Origin of the sequence: Flammeovirga sp. SubArs3 (assembly GCF_947387565.1) — a bacterium.
Classification (GTDB): Bacteria; Bacteroidota; Bacteroidia; order Cytophagales; family Flammeovirgaceae; genus Flammeovirga; species Flammeovirga agarivorans.
In genome coordinates, this window is sequence record NZ_CANDOA010000001.1 from 757,192 (window position 1) to 775,517 (window position 18,326).

Annotated in this window: 16 protein-coding genes; 8 read left to right on the forward strand and 8 right to left on the reverse strand. The window is 33.5% G+C overall.

Annotated elements, in window-relative coordinates; all coding sequences use genetic code 11:
* Positions 1–3 precede the first annotated feature (3 nt).
* Positions 4–1,422 (reverse strand): DUF1214 domain-containing protein, encoded by a 1,419-nt coding sequence (locus tag QL232_RS02875; protein WP_281612997.1) that lies wholly within the window; start codon positions 1,420–1,422, stop codon positions 4–6.
* 187 nt (positions 1,423–1,609) lie between these two features.
* Positions 1,610–4,723: a glycoside hydrolase family 2 TIM barrel-domain containing protein gene (locus QL232_RS02880; RefSeq protein WP_281612998.1), complete on the reverse strand. Its 3,114-nt coding sequence runs from the start codon at positions 4,721–4,723 to the stop codon at positions 1,610–1,612.
* A 353-nt stretch (positions 4,724–5,076) separates the two neighbouring features.
* Between QL232_RS02880 and QL232_RS02885 the strand changes: the two genes are divergently transcribed.
* From QL232_RS02885 to QL232_RS02905, 5 genes are all read left to right on the forward strand, one after another.
* Positions 5,077–5,259, forward strand: coding sequence for a hypothetical protein (locus tag QL232_RS02885; protein ID WP_168882476.1), 183 nt, complete (start codon positions 5,077–5,079; stop codon positions 5,257–5,259).
* Between the two features lie 220 nt (positions 5,260–5,479).
* Positions 5,480–6,670, forward strand: a complete 1,191-nt coding sequence (locus QL232_RS02890; RefSeq protein ID WP_168882477.1) for a multidrug effflux MFS transporter — start codon at positions 5,480–5,482, stop codon at positions 6,668–6,670.
* Positions 6,671–6,700: 30 nt separating this feature from the next.
* The gene (locus QL232_RS02895) at positions 6,701–7,102 is read left to right on the forward strand and encodes a YchJ family metal-binding protein (protein WP_281612999.1); all 402 of its coding nucleotides are present in this window, start codon (positions 6,701–6,703) and stop codon (positions 7,100–7,102) included.
* A 192-nt stretch (positions 7,103–7,294) separates the two neighbouring features.
* Positions 7,295–8,320: an alkane 1-monooxygenase gene (locus QL232_RS02900; protein ID WP_281613000.1), complete on the forward strand. Its 1,026-nt coding sequence runs from the start codon at positions 7,295–7,297 to the stop codon at positions 8,318–8,320.
* 125 nt (positions 8,321–8,445) lie between these two features.
* Positions 8,446–9,042, forward strand: a complete 597-nt coding sequence (locus QL232_RS02905) for a hypothetical protein (RefSeq protein WP_281613001.1) — start codon at positions 8,446–8,448, stop codon at positions 9,040–9,042.
* 66 nt (positions 9,043–9,108) lie between these two features.
* Here QL232_RS02905 and QL232_RS02910 read toward each other — a convergent pair whose 3' ends face one another.
* Both QL232_RS02910 and QL232_RS02915 read right to left on the reverse strand, forming a co-directional pair.
* A complete protein-coding gene (locus QL232_RS02910; RefSeq protein ID WP_168882481.1) occupies positions 9,109–9,288 on the reverse strand; it encodes a hypothetical protein in 180 nt (59 codons plus the stop codon).
* A gap of 371 nt (positions 9,289–9,659) precedes the next feature.
* Positions 9,660–11,045 carry an MATE family efflux transporter gene (locus QL232_RS02915; protein ID WP_281613002.1) on the reverse strand — a complete coding sequence of 462 codons (1,386 nt, stop codon included), beginning with the start codon at positions 11,043–11,045 and terminating at the stop codon, positions 9,660–9,662.
* 397 nt (positions 11,046–11,442) lie between these two features.
* Here QL232_RS02915 and QL232_RS02920 point away from each other — a divergent pair, with 397 nt between their 5' ends.
* On the forward strand, positions 11,443–12,417 hold the full coding sequence (locus QL232_RS02920) for an AraC family transcriptional regulator (RefSeq protein ID WP_281613003.1): 975 nt from the start codon (positions 11,443–11,445) through the stop codon (positions 12,415–12,417).
* A gap of 190 nt (positions 12,418–12,607) precedes the next feature.
* The gene (locus QL232_RS02925) at positions 12,608–12,991 is read left to right on the forward strand and encodes a hypothetical protein (protein WP_281613004.1); all 384 of its coding nucleotides are present in this window, start codon (positions 12,608–12,610) and stop codon (positions 12,989–12,991) included.
* Positions 12,992–13,258: 267 nt separating this feature from the next.
* Here QL232_RS02925 and QL232_RS02930 read toward each other — a convergent pair whose 3' ends face one another.
* The 4 genes from QL232_RS02930 to QL232_RS02945 all read right to left on the reverse strand — a co-directional run bounded on the left by QL232_RS02930 (position 13,259) and on the right by QL232_RS02945 (position 16,828).
* The gene (locus QL232_RS02930; protein ID WP_281613005.1) at positions 13,259–13,912 is read right to left on the reverse strand and encodes a T9SS type A sorting domain-containing protein; all 654 of its coding nucleotides are present in this window, start codon (positions 13,910–13,912) and stop codon (positions 13,259–13,261) included.
* Positions 13,913–13,941: 29 nt separating this feature from the next.
* Positions 13,942–15,498 (reverse strand): SUMF1/EgtB/PvdO family nonheme iron enzyme, encoded by a 1,557-nt coding sequence (locus QL232_RS02935; protein WP_281613006.1) that lies wholly within the window; start codon positions 15,496–15,498, stop codon positions 13,942–13,944.
* A 287-nt stretch (positions 15,499–15,785) separates the two neighbouring features.
* Complete coding sequence (locus QL232_RS02940) at positions 15,786–16,313, reverse strand: GNAT family protein (RefSeq protein ID WP_281613007.1); 528 nt, start codon at positions 16,311–16,313, stop codon at positions 15,786–15,788.
* 200 nt (positions 16,314–16,513) lie between these two features.
* Positions 16,514–16,828 carry a hypothetical protein gene (locus QL232_RS02945; RefSeq protein ID WP_168882488.1) on the reverse strand — a complete coding sequence of 105 codons (315 nt, stop codon included), beginning with the start codon at positions 16,826–16,828 and terminating at the stop codon, positions 16,514–16,516.
* 277 nt (positions 16,829–17,105) lie between these two features.
* Here QL232_RS02945 and QL232_RS02950 point away from each other — a divergent pair, with 277 nt between their 5' ends.
* On the forward strand, positions 17,106–18,305 hold the full coding sequence (locus QL232_RS02950; RefSeq protein WP_281613008.1) for a DUF418 domain-containing protein: 1,200 nt from the start codon (positions 17,106–17,108) through the stop codon (positions 18,303–18,305).
* Positions 18,306–18,326 lie beyond the last annotated feature (21 nt).

Consider the following 18,326-nt stretch of genomic DNA (forward strand, 5'->3'; position numbering starts at 1 on the left):
AGTTTATATCTTTTGAAAATCTCCTAATGCCCATCTATCTGAAGCAGTTGAGAACAATTCTGGTAATGGAGCATACCACCTAAATAATGTGAACCAAGTACCTTCACCCACAGTTGGAATATGGTTTGATACAGGATATCCTTCTGGACAAATAGGACCAAAGGTTAATGTTACAGACCCATCCCCGTTTAGTGATAGTTCCTCATCTAAAGAAGAAATTGCAACTTTTTCTACATCACTAAAGAATGTACCTCCTGTTTCAAGTTCGTAGACATTCACCGACCAGAATTGGCCAGCAGGTACATCTGCAGGAACTGTTAAAGTGTAAGTTTGTTGGCTTGACAGTACTTCACTTTTTTCATCTTTTTGTCCCACTAAATAAAATGTTTCTTTACCTAAATGTTTGGGAGCCCAAATGGCCCAGTGGAAGGTTTGTGCTCTAGTTTCCCAATAGTAGTTATTTTGTTCATCCACATAGGTGAACTGAGTTGAAGGTTCAACTTTATCTACAGGTGTAGTCCAATTTGAATTTGGGAAAAATGATGTACCTATATTTCTAAACCCTTCCTGTAGTTCTTTTTTTAGTAGTTGAGCCACTCTTTCATGAGATTCTTCAGGAGTAAATACTTTACCTTTTTCAATACCCAACTTTTTCAACATTTGAATAAAGTCAGTGTCAATGTCTTTATGATTTTCAGTTTGTATATAGTGATTCACCCATTTAAAGAAGGTTTTATCATATTTTGGTGTTGGATCATAAGGTTTATTTTCCCCATCTACAAAAACAGTTTCTTGATTAGTTCCTAAAGGATACAATTTCATTTTGTGAATAAACTGAATAGCATCATTTACATCTTTTTCATTAAAAGATTTAGGAGTAACCCTAATACCAGCAACTGTATTATAATGTTCAGATGAAATTTGAATATAGTCAGAGGGAATTTCCTTGTCATAATGTGGAGGTGTAATTAATAATTTGGCTCCTAACCCCTTATCGACTCCATTCGCTCCACCAATATCTTCTAATGGTACCATGAAAGGGTCTAGAATGGAGCCAAACAAACCAATATTGTTTTCTTCTTTTGGAATTTCTAAAACCATAGGTCCATCAAATGTTTCTATTGGAGTAGAAATATATAATACCACATCATTGGGTGTAAGAATTTTATTATTGTGATCTAATGGTTTTGACCAATATAATATTTGATTGGGTAAGGCTCCCATATCTCTTCTATTGGCTTCTTTCTGTGCGAAGAATGAAACGAGTGGCATAGCCCATTTTCCGATTTTTATTGCTTCTTCTTCGTATTCACTCTTACTAACTTTATTAGTATTGATTTCATTTTTATCAAATGAGGCGAATATTATTATACTTACTAAAGCAATAAATCCCAAGATCTTGTAACGGTTTGAAATTTTCATTTTGTCTTTGTTTTAATGTTTAATACTCTGCAAAATTGAGAATTCTAACCTCCAAGAAATTGTACATTACAACAGTCTGATTGTAAATTATGATTTAACTAATTTTGAAAGACAATTAAGGCGACTATAACAAAAAAGGCCTGAAGTTATTCACCTCAGGCCTTAAATTGTATTGATTACTGTCTATTTATTTTCCTAATTCAATCTCTTGGTCAATAGAACCAATTTCAAGATTAAAATGATATTCCGTTACAGGAGCAAAGTACTTTTTAAGTGGAATTGCTCCACAAGAACCGTTTCCTAAAGCACCTTGGATAAAATCAATATTAACGATATTGAAATCCTGATGCTCTTCTAATTGCCAAGTATTCCATGCATTTTCAAGGTCTTCAACAGTATACTTTCGAATTGAGAAGTTGATATAATCCGAACTTCTTACTGCTAACCCTTTTTGTTGGTCGTTGTGGAACTTCACCCATCTGACTAACGATTTGTTTCCATTCTCTTGAGGTTTCGCATAATTGATAAACTGTTCCTCCATGGATGCTGTATAAATACCCGTTTGCATACCTACTTTACGATCTACGTAAGATGATCCTGGTCCTTTACCATACCAAGTAGAATGTGCAATATCTTTTGTAACCTTAATCGTATAACCGACTCTTGGTAAAGTTGTAGCAGCTTTAGTCCTTACAGTTTCGGGAGATAATTTTAAATCGATTAATAATTCACCTTCTTCCGAAAGACCAAATGTTTCAGTAGTGTAATAGATAAACTTAGACATTTGTGCCTGATGTATCTTCTCAATCTTCACCTGTCCATTTTCAATAGTAATGTTTTGTACTTTGGACATCATTTTATCGAAACCTGCTTTCTGCCACATCTCCATTAACTTTTTATCATTGTCAATCGGAGCTCTCCAGAAATCTAAAGACATGTTTCCATTAAAAAAGTTCTTTCCATTTTTGGTATAGGCTACAATTTCACCTGTTCCTTTATCAATCTTAATATTAGATGATGACGAAGAAATCTCGATCTCTCTGCCTTCACTATTCACTTTAGCTGCTGAAATAGTTTTATCTAAAGGATTAAATGTATAAGGTTGAATCACTTTTTCTGCATAAGCAATTTCATAACCTGACTTTGCCCATGCGGTTTCTTCTTTTTGTTTTACAGAAAATTGTAAAATATACTCAGCATTTTGATCTAAATCTGTCGGAGCATTTTTTAATGTAAAAGTACCTTGATCCAAAGGAGAAAGCTTTACCTGAAGATCTCCACTAGTGCTTTCCTTTCCATTTTTTAGAAGCCTCCATGAGAAATCAAATTCGCTGAGGTTAGTAAATAAGAACTCGTTACGAATAACAACTTTATTTACACCCTGAATTGTGAAATCAATATTTTGGAATACTTGTTTTACCTGTAAACTTTTTGGAGTAGGTGTTAAGTCAGACATAAACACTCCATTCATACAGAAGTTATTGTCATTACTGAAATCATGTTTAAAATCCCCTCCAAAGGCCCAATAGTAATCTTCACCCGGAAGCTGAGCCTGTTGATGTGCTTTATCAACATCTTGAATCTGATTTCCATATTGACCGTCAATAGATTTAGTAATTCCTTGATCAACAAAGTCCCAGATGCAACCACCAATCATGGCAGGGTACTTTTCAAAAATATCTTGGTACTCTTGTAAATTACCCATAGCATTACCCATTCCGTGGGCATATTCATTCAGAATATAAGGTTTATCTACACCATCTTGAGCTATTTTTTCAAGATCTGGAATATCGATATATCTATTTTGTCTTTTGTGATGTAAAGGGAAACCTCCACCATAAGTATCAAAAGAAGAAGGTAGCGTTGCAAAGTGATAATGCGTAGGTCGAGAAGTATCTATCTCTTTAGTTTTACGTTGCATTGCAGTCATGTTTACACCATTACCTGCTTCATTACCAAAAGACCACATAATTACTGAAGGATGGTTTTTGTCTCTTTCAACCATTGCTTCAATACGTTCTACATGCTGTTTTTCCCATTTCGGGTTATTGGCTAAAGTTTCGTTTTCTTTATAACCAAAACCATGAGATTCTACATTAGCTTCATCAATTACTAACAAACCATATTGGTCACATAGTTGATAAAAGTAAGGGGAAGCGGGGTAGTGAGACGTTCTAACTGTATTGAAATTGTATTTCTTTAAAGTCATGACCGTTTTTTCAATACGCTCTTTTGGGATGTATTTACCAAAAATAGGATCATGTTCCACTACATTTATGCCTTTTATAGTAATTGGTTGACCGTTTAATAGAATTTCGTTTTTATCAGAAATAAGAATTTCTCTAATACCGACTTTACCTTGAATCTGATCAACAACTTTCCCAGCTTTTAAAAGGGAGATGTCAAGCTGATATAAGTTAGGCGTTTCATTCGACCAAAGCTCTGGTTTTTTAAGAGTAGTCTTAAATGTTGATGAAAGTGAATTGATCGCCTCATTTCCTTTGACAACTATTTTTCCTTTACTATTGGTTAAACTATATTTTAATTGGTAGTCAGAAACTTTTTCATTTGTATTTTTAAGATCAATTTCTAGTTGAATTTTTGCAGAATTATTCGATACATCTGTTGTTTGAATGAAGTAATCATTGATATGTAATTTTGATCTCTTGATAAGAAAAACATCTCTAAAAATACCACTCATTCTCCAACCATCTTGGTCTTCTAAGTAACTTCCATCAGACCATCTGATCACTTGCATTTTTAAAGAGTTATTCCCTTCCTTTAAATATTTTGTGATATTAAATTCTGCAGGTGACCAACTGTCTTGGCTGTACCCAACTTTTTCACCATTGACCCATAAATAGAATGCAGAAGAAACGCTTTCAAAACGTAAAAATACTTCTTGATCTAAAGCGTCTTTTTCAACAGAAAATTGATGCTGATAAAGGCCTACAGAATTGCCCACCTTCGAATTGATAAAAGGAGGATTTTTTTCAAATGGATAAGTAATATTTGTATAGATAGGAGAGCCGTATCCTTGCATCTGCCAAGCAGACGGAACATCTATTTTTTCCCACTTATTAGGTTTAAGGTTTTTTGGCACTTTTGTGATATCATCATAAAAGGCAAAATCCCATTTTCCATTTAAAAGGGTAACATTATTCGAGGAGGCATCGTAGTATAATGTGGCATGTGGAGTCTCCTTATTTATTTGTGTTATCTTTTCATTTTCCCAATCGTTTTGCTGTGCCAACAAGCTAGTACTCACACAAAAAAGGAAAAGTATAATAATTCTTTTCATTCTAAAAATTGATCTGATAGTTCATTAAATATAGATGTAATTGTTTACTTAATCGTAATAGTACGATATAAGCTACTGTATTGTGATGAGGATATCACAGAAAAAGGTCACATGTCAATTTTAGGTTAAATTATGTTGAATTCGTGTTAGTGGGTGGTGACTTAAAACTGACAAAAAGGTGATGATAATCAATGTTTTTTAATGAATTAATTCGCGTAAAATCAACACCATTTTACCTCTAGATTAAGCTTTTATAAAATGTCTAAACAAACCTTAATTAACATGTTTTTGTACTTCATTTTACCGTATTTAAGGGTATCAAAATAAAGGCCATCACCTCTTATAAATTGAAAATGGAAAACACTATTTTGTCAGCCATCGAAAGCTTAGAAAAGCAAGTTGCAACTATGCAAGGAAGAATCCACGAAATGCAATCAAATGGATCTTCACTGAAGGATACAGAGCACATCAAAGTACGTATTAAACGTCACAAACAAGAGCTCAACGAACTCAGATTTCAACAGGCGAGAGGGTAGTTTTTTTCAAAACAATCAACCACTCCACTAATCATAAGAAATTTGAAAAAAAGACAAGTAGTATTTTAAGCTACTTGTCTTTTTTTGTTTCAAAAATTGTCTATTCGAATTAATTCTTGTAAAGATATCATTTGTTTAAACAGGTTTTACATTAAATACTTGTATTAGGAATAAAAACAAACAACCTTCGTACAAACCATCGAAACATTAAGTAGAATAAATGAATAAAAAAGAACGTAACTTTTTCGTCTTGCTATTAGGGGCATTGGCTATGATTGGGCCATTTAATATTGATACCTGTTTGCCCGCACTTGGTCAGATTGCCGAAGATTTTGGTGTGCCTTTCCAAAAGGTAGAATTAAGTATGAGCTTATTCTTTTTCTTTTTTGGTTTTGGCCAATTGTTTGGAGGATATTACTCTGACCGTTTAGGTAGGAAATGGATTGTTTCTGCCGGTTTAATTATCGCTACAATAGGAAGTGTATTCTTAGTATTTACACAGTCTTTAGAAATGTTTTATGGAGGCAGAGCTTTACAAGCTATCGGTGGAGGGTTTGTAGGTGTATCTATTGCGGCTATTGTTAGAGATCGATTTCAGGGAAAAGAGGCTGCTAGTATCATGTCGTTGGTCATGATGATTGCTATGGGGGCACCTTTGGTCGCTCCAACAATCGGAGCGGGGTTATTGCAACAGTTTGGTTGGCCTTCGATCTTTATATTTATTGCCATTTATATGGTGGCTGTCTTTATTCCTCTTCAACTAAAAGTAACGAATAGAGTACCAGAAAATGCATCGAACATGACCTTCTTTAAGGGAATAAAAACGGTGTATTCGAATAAACCTGCTTTGGCATATATGTCTGCTATGGCAGTACCATCTGGAGCATTATATACTTATTTAACTACAGCTCCATTTGTATATCAGGAATACTTCGGACTAAATGCATCCAATTTTGCTTTGTTATTTGGTTTAAACGGTGGTGCTTTAATCATCATGAATAAATTGAATTCTGTACTTGTGAAGACCTATTCTCCAAGAAAATTACTGCATATTGGCTTAGGGATTCATATTAGTACATTAGCTATAATATTATCTACTATTTCTGTAGCTGAACCGAATATGTATATTGTGTTGCCACTGTTAACGGCACACTTGTCATCTTTAGGCTTTTTATCTGGTAATGCAACATCTATTGCGTTGGAGAAATATCAGAAAAATGTAGCAGGTTTAGCCAATTCGCAAATGAGAGTGGTTGGTATTGCCATTGGATCTTTGGCTGGTGCTATCGCAAGTAGTTTTAATAACGGAACATTATTTCCTCCATTTATTGTGATGTTTACTTGTTCAACATTAGGTATTTTATTATATGTTACGCTTAAGAAGCATGACTTAGATAGGAGATCTATTTAGGTAACATAAGTTTTAAAATTCAAGAATTATATGAATTCGGATCAAACATGCCCTTGTGGAAGTAAAAAAACATACAAAGAATGTTGTGGTATTGCCCATGGTAATATTATGGATGTAAAAACTGCAGAACAATTGATGCGTTCAAGGTATACTGCATTTACATTAGCTAATGGAGAGTACCTTAATCTAAGCCATCATTCTAAGACAAGACCGCAAACTAGGTCGGAAAGAAGAGATATTATCCGTTGGGCGAAAAGTGTAAAATGGATAGGGCTAGAAGTTATTCAGAGCATAAAAGGAAAAGAAGAAGACATAGAAGGTATTGTTGAGTTTAAAGCTCACTTTACAGAAAGAGGGAGACCCAATCTGATTCATGAAAAGTCCACTTTTATTAAAGAAAATGGACATTGGGTGTACGATACAGCATTGTAATACTAAAAGCAGAAGGTTAAATTAAATCTTCTGATTTTTTGTACTATAAAAATATGTACTACAAATATAGGGTGGAATTAGTTTGTAAATTGTTGTAAAACAATAGAGTAGAATTGACCTCGTATTGTTTTGAAATACCAATTATTTATGTAGATTGAAGGTATCTACTTCCAAATTATACCAACACTAACAATGCTTACTACTCTATTAAAGGAACTAAAATACACGACAGCCTATTGTATTCCTATCACTTGTTTTATGGGCTTTTTCTTTGGCGGTTGGCTATCTTGGCTAACTGTGATATTTAGTTTTGTCATCACTCCATTAATGGATCTACTGCTCCCGACTTCATCAGAAGTTTCTGATCCAAACAATAAAACTTATTCAAGAGTGTATGACTGGTTTCTATACATCAATGTTATTTGGGTATATGGCTTGGTGTTCTTTGCTGGTTACCAATTGATGCATAATAATTATTCGACAACAGAGTTGATCGGATTGTTGTTAGGGTTGGGTTTAGTGTTAGGGACTAGTGGAATTAATGTAGCTCATGAGTTAGGACATAGAAATAATAAGAAAGAACAATTAATGGCTCAGTCATTATTATTACCCTCTTTCTATATGCATTTCTATATAGAACATAATAGAGGGCACCATTATCATGTCGCTACACCATTAGATCCAGCAACAGCACAAAAAGGAGAGTACTTATATTTATTTTGGCTAAAAAGTATTTTCCTGTCTTACATTGATTCATGGAAAATTCAATTCAAGATCTTAAAAGGTGATTGGTTGTCATGGAAAAATAATATGCTTTGGTACTTAGTACTTTCGTTAGGATACATAAGTGTATTGTTTATGTTATTTGGTTTTAAAATCACCGTATTATTAATCATTTCTGGAATTATCGGAATCTTATTGTTAGAGACCATTAATTATATAGAACATTACGGATTAGAGAGAAAACAATTAGATAATGGTCACTATGAGAGAGTACAACCTTGTCATTCTTGGAATGCAAATTATACTTTTGGTAGGATTATCTTATTTGAATTAACGCGGCATTCAGATCATCACTATAAAGCATCAAAGAAATATCATACACTAGCACACCAAAAGCATGCACCAGAATTGCCTTTTGGTTACCCAGCGGCAATCATTTGTTCGCTAGTACCATGGTTGTGGTTTGCCATTATGCATCCTAAGTTGAAGACATAAAAATACATTACACATAACATTATGTACATTTATAGTATTATTTGTGCAAAATCTATAACAATTCTTTGAGGATTGGAGAACAATTAATAAATTTAAGCGACTACACAACTACTTTAAACTTAATTATGGATCTCGATTTACTATCATTTTACGATGACTTTACATTAGGAGTGGCAGCTTATCAAAGGGTTTCTTCTAAGAAATTCAAGATTATTTATATTAATAACGCAGGTGCTACTTTAGATAATATTGGACAGAATCATTTAGGTAGATTTATAGATGACATTTTCCCTGAATTGAACGGTTTTGGATTAATCGATCAATTAGAGGAAGTATATCTTAGTGCGGAAGAATTAGTATTACCTTTTACTCCTTATCAAACTCCATTGAATAAGGAATACATCTATAGAGCGAATAAGATTAAGAAGATGGGGGAAGATATCATTGTGAATATCTACAATGATGAATCTGAAACGTATTCTTATATCAATGAAATGAAACAGAACAAATCGAAATTGGATGATGCTTTACATTTAGTGTCACACAATATTCGAGGAGATGTTTCAACTTCTTTAGGTATGATGGAATTGATTAAATTAGGTATTGTAGGGGAAGAACAGTTAGAAAATTCTCTGGATATGGTAAAAAAGAAGATTGAGAATATCGACTACAATATCCATGATTTGGTCCGCTTACTTTACAAAAAATCTAATAGTGCTTAGTTGAAGCACGCAAAATATAAGACACAAAAAAGCCTCTCAATTCCCAATTGTGAGGCTGTCTTTTTACTAACGATTTCCTTTGTTTTGTACTATTTGGTCTAATAGATACTTGTAATGAATGTACTCTTTGTCTGTTGTTGTTGACGGTACATAGAAGTTGTTCATTTTGTTTATGACTTCGTTAGTGTCTCTATTCTTTTGATCTCTAGAAGATAATCTTCCAGCATTTTTTCCTAATGATTTCATTTTTCTTAGTGAGTTAATGATAGTGTAATACATATTTTATCTACACATTGTGCTGATAAAATCAATTGCGCTTAATTTAAAATAACAATTACTGCTTAGTGCTCAAAAAATTTGTGAGCGAAAAGGCAAAGTAGCAAAAATAATTTAACTATCCAATAAATAAGGTAGTTACTACACTTTTTTCTCAGTTGCCAGTCGTTTTAGCAGTAGAACTAGAATATACGAGGGGTAGAAAGATAGGTTGTAGGAGCTAGATATAAAAAATCAAATATTGTTGTTAAATAGTAGTTAAATAGGCTTTTATATAAAAAAATAGCTCAATATCCGATGAGTTGTCTTCGGATATTGAGCTATAGCTATATTGTTATTATTTATGCAACGACTTTAGAATAAGCCGATACATGTCTTATTTGAACGGTCTTTAATCTATTCTTATATCTTGCGACAAAGAAAAGACAAATAATACTAAGACCTAATGGGAATCCCATCCAGATACCTGCTTCACCTTGTCCCCAATGGAATGCACACATATAAGAAAAAGGAATTGCTAAAATAAAATATGAGATAAAGATCAACCACATAGGTACTTTAAAGTCATGAAGACCTCTGAGTGCACCTGAATATACAATTTCGATGGCATCTGCGGTCTGATAAGAGGCAAGCCAAATTAAGAACACTTGAACAAAGGCAATGATCTCCGGATCTTGAGTAAATAAATTTGGCAACCAAGATCTACCTGTTATAAAGAAAACTACGGCTCCTAGAGACATTGCAATGATAATCACTAACGATGCATTGGTAATCTTATTTACCTGTTTGAAATCTCTTTCTCCAAAAGATTGGCTGACTAAAATTCCCGTTGCCGCACCAATTCCTTGGTATACCATAAACCCTAAAGTACTTAGACTAATTGCTACTTGATGAGCAGCTAATCCTACTTCGGAAATCCAACCCATCATTATTGTTGATATTGAAAATGCGCTACTTTCCAATAATAGTTGAAAGGCTGTGGGGATACCATTTTGGAAAAACTCCTTTATTTCTTTCGCTTTAATTACAGCGTCTTGATAAAGCTCTACAAATGGTTGATAGGCCTTTCTTCTCTTAAATACATATACAGCAGCAATACCCATCACAATTCTTGCTAGAAGTGTACCAACACCTGCCCCAAGAAGCCCCATTTTAGGCATACCTAATAGCCCAAAAACAAAAATAAAGTCACCGATAATATTTACAATATTCCCTATTAAGGTAATGTACATACCTGATTTGGTATCACCCATACCTTCAAAAAGTTGTTTGAAAGTGAGGAACACCATAAATGGAATAAAGGAGATAATAAGGATTACAAGGTAAGCTTGACTGCTTTCAATAATACCATCCGGTTGCCCCATATGTGGCATACCAAAATATAACCCTACAAGGATGAGTACAAGAAAAATACTAATGATCAGGTTGGAGACCAGACTATTTTTAAAAGAGGAAACTGCTCTTAGAAGATCCTTTGAACCTAATGCTTCTCCAATTTTAGGAGTTAGGATAAAGGTGAAACCCATTCCAAAGAGTAAAACAATTCCAAAAATAGTATTGGTAAAAGAAGCCGCTGCTAAAGGTGTTCGTCCGAGTTGTCCGATGATCATATTATCGACAATACCTACTGATATTTGTCCAACTTGAGCCAAGATCACTGGCCAACCGAGTTTAAGAATTTTGCTGAATAGTGGAGAATAATCCTCCCATTGTCTTTTCAATTGCATTTTCACTTTTTACTTTAAAAATTTCATTGAAACGACGAGACCTTTCCCTTTACTATTTCTACTGGTATCCTATTTGGGCAGCTGTTCAAGCTGGGCTTTAAGGTGAAAAACTAGGTTACCGATCATCAAAATAATAAAGTCGTATTTCGAGTTTGGTTTAAAATTTACCCGCAAAAATAACAAAGTCTGTATATATATAGTTTAATTATTTCTGAAAGGTTGGGAATTATTCACAGAATTCAAAAATGTTAGAGGCCGAAAATCTTTTAGTATCAAACTCTGCTGATAACAATGATAAAACCACTTTTTGATGTGATTTTTCCATACTTGGGTTTAATAAATAAAAATTCTTTTTGTTATTTTTGATTGACAATCAAACTAAAAACGCTTCGAATACATGCACAAGGAAATAATTCACGATTTTAATCAGCATAAGCAATGGCTTCAGAACTACTTCCAAGGTGAATTTGTCCATCCTAATCTATTAAAAGTAGATAGTGAAATGGGTAAAGGATTCGTTTATTTTTACAAGATTCATCCTTCCAATTATTTTATGCTTTTTAGAGTAGAAGCAAGGCAAGATCTTAATCTACAGATTGATTATTCAGCCTCATCCTACTTTAAATATGTTGCTTCATTCTTTAATACAGATCTATGGATTGAAAGTAATGATGGGAATATTCAACATGAGATAAAATGGAGTGGATTTTATACTTGTACAAAAGATATGGCAGTGAATGGGACCGTTAAAAAGGGTGAGTTGCTAAAGCGCGTGTCTATTTTCTTTTCTGATGATGCATTGAATGAGATTGATGACTTGCAGGTCAATCAATATTACACAAATAAGAAGCAGTTTTTCCATTTTTTTGAAGAGCAAACTGACCTAAAAGCTTTTAGATTGATGTTACTAGAGATATTGAATTATTCTGATATCCTACAAACAAAAGTCCTTTCTGTAAAAATGCAGGAGTTGTATTATATTTTCCTGAATGGATTAAAAAGAGTAGATACAACAGTAGGGCATCACCCAAGAAAAATTACAAACAACCAACTTGCCGCTTTATTTAAAATTAGAGAAAGAATCCTTGATGACCTATCACAAAGACCAGATGTCAGTCAGCTTGTAGCTGAAACTGGATTGGATAAAACCCAAATCCAACAACTATTTCATGAGGTATTTGGCTTTACGATTTATAACTATTTCACTGTTAGACGTATGGATAAAATCAAAGACATTTTGCTAGAAGGTAGCATGAATACGTCCGAGATTGCTGAAAAATTTGGGTTTACACACCTTCAACACTTTTCAAATAGCTTCAAAAAATATTATGGTTTATCTCCAAGGAAGTTCTTAAAAGAACACTCTTTCTAATATTAAATATGGCATTAAGTTGTGGTCACAAAATGTAATACTGTAATTACAGTTCCCTTACTTTTTGTAACATAAAATTAAGCAAATATTCAATTAATAGATTTGCAAATGAACTTATATGGTCTAAATTTGCTATTTGAATAATATTGCTTGTTGCTAAATTAATTACTTCACAAACTTAAATTCTATCATGTTACTACAAAATTACACTGACAAAGAACTGCTTGAAATTGGTAAGGTGATTTTTATAGAGTTACCATTTGACAAAGACATATTAAATAAACTATCATTTCTTGGATACCCAGCTGCAAAATTAAATCAAGGTAAACTATTACAAAAAAGAGTTGCTGAGCTGGATGAAGAAATAAGCTATTTAATGTCTACCAATGAGGCTGTTTCAATAGAAGGAAATGTATTGGTTAAGACTGACCATAATGTTCAAATTGATGGTTTAATTGATACAAAAACAGCTTATATCCAAAAATTGAGAAGTTGGATTGAGTTATTTTTTGTAGCATTATCATTCTGTCAAGTAGAAAATTCGTTATTAATAAAGAAGCTAAGCAAGTTTTAATGTTTAGTGGTCAACAAGATATTTTTACTTTAACTCTTTAGATTAATAGTCAAATAGAGCTTTTTATTAAAACTATGCGTTATGATTTGTTCGATATTTAATTAGTTTAATATGAAACAAAAATCAAGCTCAGGTAGTTTATATAAGTGAAGTTAGATGAATGCGCTTAGTAGATAAGTGAAAAAAATTGAGAGAGTTAAGTTCATGAAACACCTTGTCAATATTATTGGCAAGGTGTTTTTTTATCAGCTTATTTTATTTTTTCTTCTATCGTTTAATTATTCTTCCACTTAGGTTTCTTGTCTTATAATAATAAATGCCTTTAGGGTGTCCTGATAGGTCTATTTCCTTTATATTATCAATTGATCCATTTTTCTGAAAACTTATTTCTTTTCCAGATGTATTGAATAATCGTAATGTTTCTATTTCTACTTCATCGCCTGTAATGACAAAGTGATCTTGAAATGGATTAGGGTAGGTATATAATGGAGAGGTTGAGCTTTCACCATTTTGATAGAGCAATACATTAGAATAACTATATTGACCATCAAAATCTACTTGTCGCAGTCGGTAGTAAGAAGTTCCAACAATTGTATTTTGATCTGTAAATGAATATTTGATAGATACATTACTATTTCCTGCTCCTTGTTCTGTATGGATAACGAGCCAATGTTTAGCATCTTTTGATTTTTCTATTTCGAAGTGCTTGTTGTTTATCTCAGTAGCAGTTTCCCAAGATAAATTGACAGTTCCATTTTCATTAGCAGTTAATGTAAAAGCAGTAAGCTCCACAGGAAGATCGAAAGTTTCTGGAGAAGATAAACCTCCAATATCTGCACCTCCTCCACTACCTCCAGAAAACTGACCATAGGAGGTATTAAAAAAGAAAAGAAAAAAAGTAATTGTAATAATATGTTTCATCATCAATTTCATTAACTAAACAACAATTTTTATTCTACAGTTCTGACACCCCTAGCACTGATAAAATTAGAGTCTACATTACTTGCTTTTGCTGCAGAATGTCGATTAGAAATTTTAATTAAACCTGCTCCTTCAAACCACGATGTGCCTTTTAAACCAATACCAGAGGCCGAATCATTATCTGGCCAATTGGCAACATTTGCATCACCATTGCTTGAAAGTGTACCGTCGCCATGTGCACCTGTAAATGAACGTCCATCGCTAGAACCTGCAGAAACGACTCTTTCTCTCATATTTCCTCCCATATTCATAATGCCATAATAAGTAGCTCCCGATGTCACTCTATCGGAGGAGGCGGTAGCATAAATGCCTACTCTTAATGGGCCAAAGGCATCATCAGAAACATTTTCATAATTAACATTTCCTTTTGAAGTAAGCACTGAGGCATCAATGGTTTCACTATCTTCTCCTTCGGATTGTACATAAGAATCGTCGGGATTATCTGCATCATAATAAGGGGTATCATTAATTGTGTTTGTTCCCCAAGGATTAGCAGCTTTAGTAGGGGATAAAGTTGTTCCTCTGCATGCCTTTTCAAATTCCAATTCTGTCATAGGTCTTAATCCCGCCCAATCGAGGTAGGCTGCATTATCACTCCATCGAAGTCTTTGCATGGGCAAGTGTGGACTTCCAGTAGTATAATTTGTTCCTATAACAGATATATTATTTCTTGATTGTTTATAATGAGAGAATTGTTGAATTCGGTTGGTTGCTTGTGTAGTTGTCAAGGTATTTAAAAATTCAACATACTCAATTTGAGTGACTTCGTATTTCATACAATAAAATGCAGCAACTCCTTTCGGATAATCCTTACTTAACGTCTGTGGGGTGCCCACTACTGCATCTCCATCTTGTCCACTCAGAGAAGCTTTAGTATCATAAAATAAGCTATCTGTAGTTGACTCAATGTTTAATGTCGTGTTTTTGTGATGTACCCAGAATGGATCAGTAGAACCATATTTGTAAAAATGTGCAGTTTCAGTACCTCCCGAACCAAGATAATAAGCTCCCTCTGGTACGTAAACCATTTCTATGGCATGTACTTGTACGTCTAATTCTGCATCGTCCACTACACCATTCGCAGCATAATCCCAGTAAAATGTGACATCATAATTAACATTGCCACTAAACTCAGAACGACCATAAATAAACGCACCTAAAGCTTCACCACTTCCAGAATCGTCATTAAGTTTTACTGTTGGGTTTGTGCCAAGCCCACTTGTTTCTGTAATAGAAAATTGTGAAGCATCTAATTGAACATGATACCAATTGTCTTCATATTCATACTTAAGAAATACCCATGCTGCATCCCAATTGTTTAGCACTAAAGGGTCATTCCATGAGTTTTCCCATTGTATTGTAAAGTTCACTTCAACCACTTCATTTTCCAGGTCGAACTCACCAATAGATACTGAGCTGATAGATATGTTATTCGCAATGCAAATATTATTTCCAATAAATGAGATTAAAATTATTGGATACAAGTATTTGATACATATTGTATTAATGTTTAATGAAGATCTCATAGTGCTGGCAGAAAATAGATTATTTATATAAACAAATGTAGATTGTTTTTAAGTTTAAAGTCAGCACTATTTTGATGCTTATAATTCATTTTTATCCAAATGTGATAAAAATGAGGTGATCTAAAAGTAAAATTGAAGTGGAAGGGGCGGCGAGTTTATTAGAAGTAAAGAATAAGTCAACTTCTATATAGTAATGACATAGCATCATTGGGTAGAAGTTGACTTATTTAAAATACATCACTTTGTCTATTTTACATGATATAAAGTATAAGTCTGTATTTTTCTATTTATATCAACGCTGGTTTAATCTCCCATTGATTAACATCTTGTTCAAAATTTAAGGAACCCGGAATTGTTCTATATCTTTTTATCAATTTAAACCCTACTTTTTCTAAAGTTTTATTGGGGGCAGGGTTTTCCGCATAGGGCTCACAGATAATTGACTTTAATTGAAAAAGCTCAAAAAAGAAAGGGAGCGACTGCTTGACAAGAATTGTCCCTGCACCTTTTTGCCTTACGTCTTTCTCCCAAAGGTGAAGGTGCATATTGGCAATATTCCCAAAGCTGATATCCGTAATATTAGAATGCCCGACAGCCTTTCCGTCAATTTCCCAAATTACTGCAAAAGAAGGTTTATCCTTGTATTCAAGGCTTATTTGCTTAGAAAGCATGGTTTTTAACTGTTCTTCTGAAGGAAGTTTCTGGATATCGACCCCTAAACTTTGTAAGTATTTATGGTCTGATTTTAACCAATAGTCGATGATATGTTGTATATCATTTGTATTTATTTCTCTAACGTTATAAGTCGATGCCATTAGTATTTTGATTGAAGTGTTTATTAGAATATAAATATATCACTACATATTTACGCCCCAAACTAATACTTGTCAGAATAGGAGTACTCTTATGCTCTGACCTATTTTTTTAACTTATACTTCTCTCTATATAATTGGTGATTACGATTTGAAAGATAATTACAAGAGGATGGCTATTATTTTAGTCACCCTCTTTTACTTTAATCTTTATGTATAGCATGATGTAATGCATCAGTCAATGCTCCCACTTCTTTTAAGGTAGTGGAGTTATCATTTAGCGTATTTACAAATGCTACTCTTTCTTCATCTTTCAGAAAATGTTGATTTTCAAGTCGAAAAATGGCGAGAATAACATGTGCCAGAAAGTCTCTGATAAATGTTGAACTGTCTGCAGTTTCACCATTGGAATAATCTTTTACAGCTAAATCCATGATTACCCAATGAGATGGATTTTCAATATTAATGTCTGCGATAATCATCGCACCGATCATTCTTGTTTTTTGCTGTTGAGTCATATCCTTTCAGTTAAGTAATAATTATGCTCGAAGTTACTTCGAAGAATTTATGGTTAGAATACTTTAAATTACTTAAAAAGGGTAATTGATATCTCTATAATAAATCACAAAAGTGAGTAATGTTATGTATTTTCTTTTCTTTGTTCAACAGAAATTGAAATGATGAAATAGTTCTTCACTCAGATGAAGAATAAAAAGAATGAAACATCAATATAAATCATCTTTTAATCATCAAAAAAACAATACTTTTGTGACCTAACCTAATACAAGCAAATTTATGAGCACTACTTTAACCTCGCCCATCATCACACAAAAAAAGCAACGTATCGATGTAGTTGATGTTATGAGAGGATACGCCGTAATGGCCATCATGTTGATCCATAATATCGAACATTTTAATTATTATCATTATCCTGATAAGACACTAAACCCAACTTGGTTGAATACTCTAAATGAAGAGGTATTGTATTGGGTCTTTTTCTTATTCGCAGGAAAGACTTATTCCATTTTTGCCATCCTTTTTGGTTTCACTTTCTATTTAATGAATAATAAACAAAAGGAGATGGGGAAAGATTTTGGTCCAAGGTATCTGTGGAGGCTTCTCTTGTTAGTAGGTTTTGCTCTTTTCAATGCCGCATTTTTCCCAGGAGAGGTACTGATGTTATATGCATTAACTGGACCTATATTATTTGTAGTGAGGAAATGGAGCAACAAAGCATTATTGATTGCAGCCCTTTTCTTTTTAAGTCAACCTTTTGATATTCTACAATATGTATACAGTCTTATAAACCCAGAATATACGGTATCACAACAACTATTTGTGCCTCTTTGGAAAGAAGCGATGGCAGTGATCAAAGAGGGGAATTTTTTTGATACAATGTATGCTAACCTAACTTTAGGTCAAGGTTTTTCATTACTCTGGGCAATCGAAAACGGTAGGGCTGTACAAACTATGGGACTATTTATTTTAGGTTTTTGGTTAGGTAATGTTGGAGCATTTAAAGCGGAAAACTATAACCAATGGAAAAAAGTTTTGGTAGCATCGGTGCTTACAATGATTCCATTATTCTTCATCAAAGAGCATTTTACAGGGTCAGAGGTAAGTGAAGTAATAAAAAGATCATTGGGAGTAGCTTTTGATATGTACTGGAAAGTGAGTTTCACTTTTATATGGATTTCACTGATTGTGCTTATATACAAAAATAAAACAGTGGTGAAATGGTCTAAACCATTGCAGACCTATGGAAAAATGAGTTTGACAAACTATATCACTCAATCTATTTTTGGCGGTATCTTATATTTTGGGTACGGTTTCCATTTAGCAGATACATGTGGAGTGGCTTTTAGCTTATTGATAGGTTTTGGCTTCCTTGCCGTTCAGATGTTATTCTGTCATTATTGGCTGAAAAATCATAAGCAAGGGCCATTTGAGAGCCTATGGCATCAACTTACATGGAATCTCCCTTCAAAAAAATAAATCTCTTAAAAAGGGCAGCTT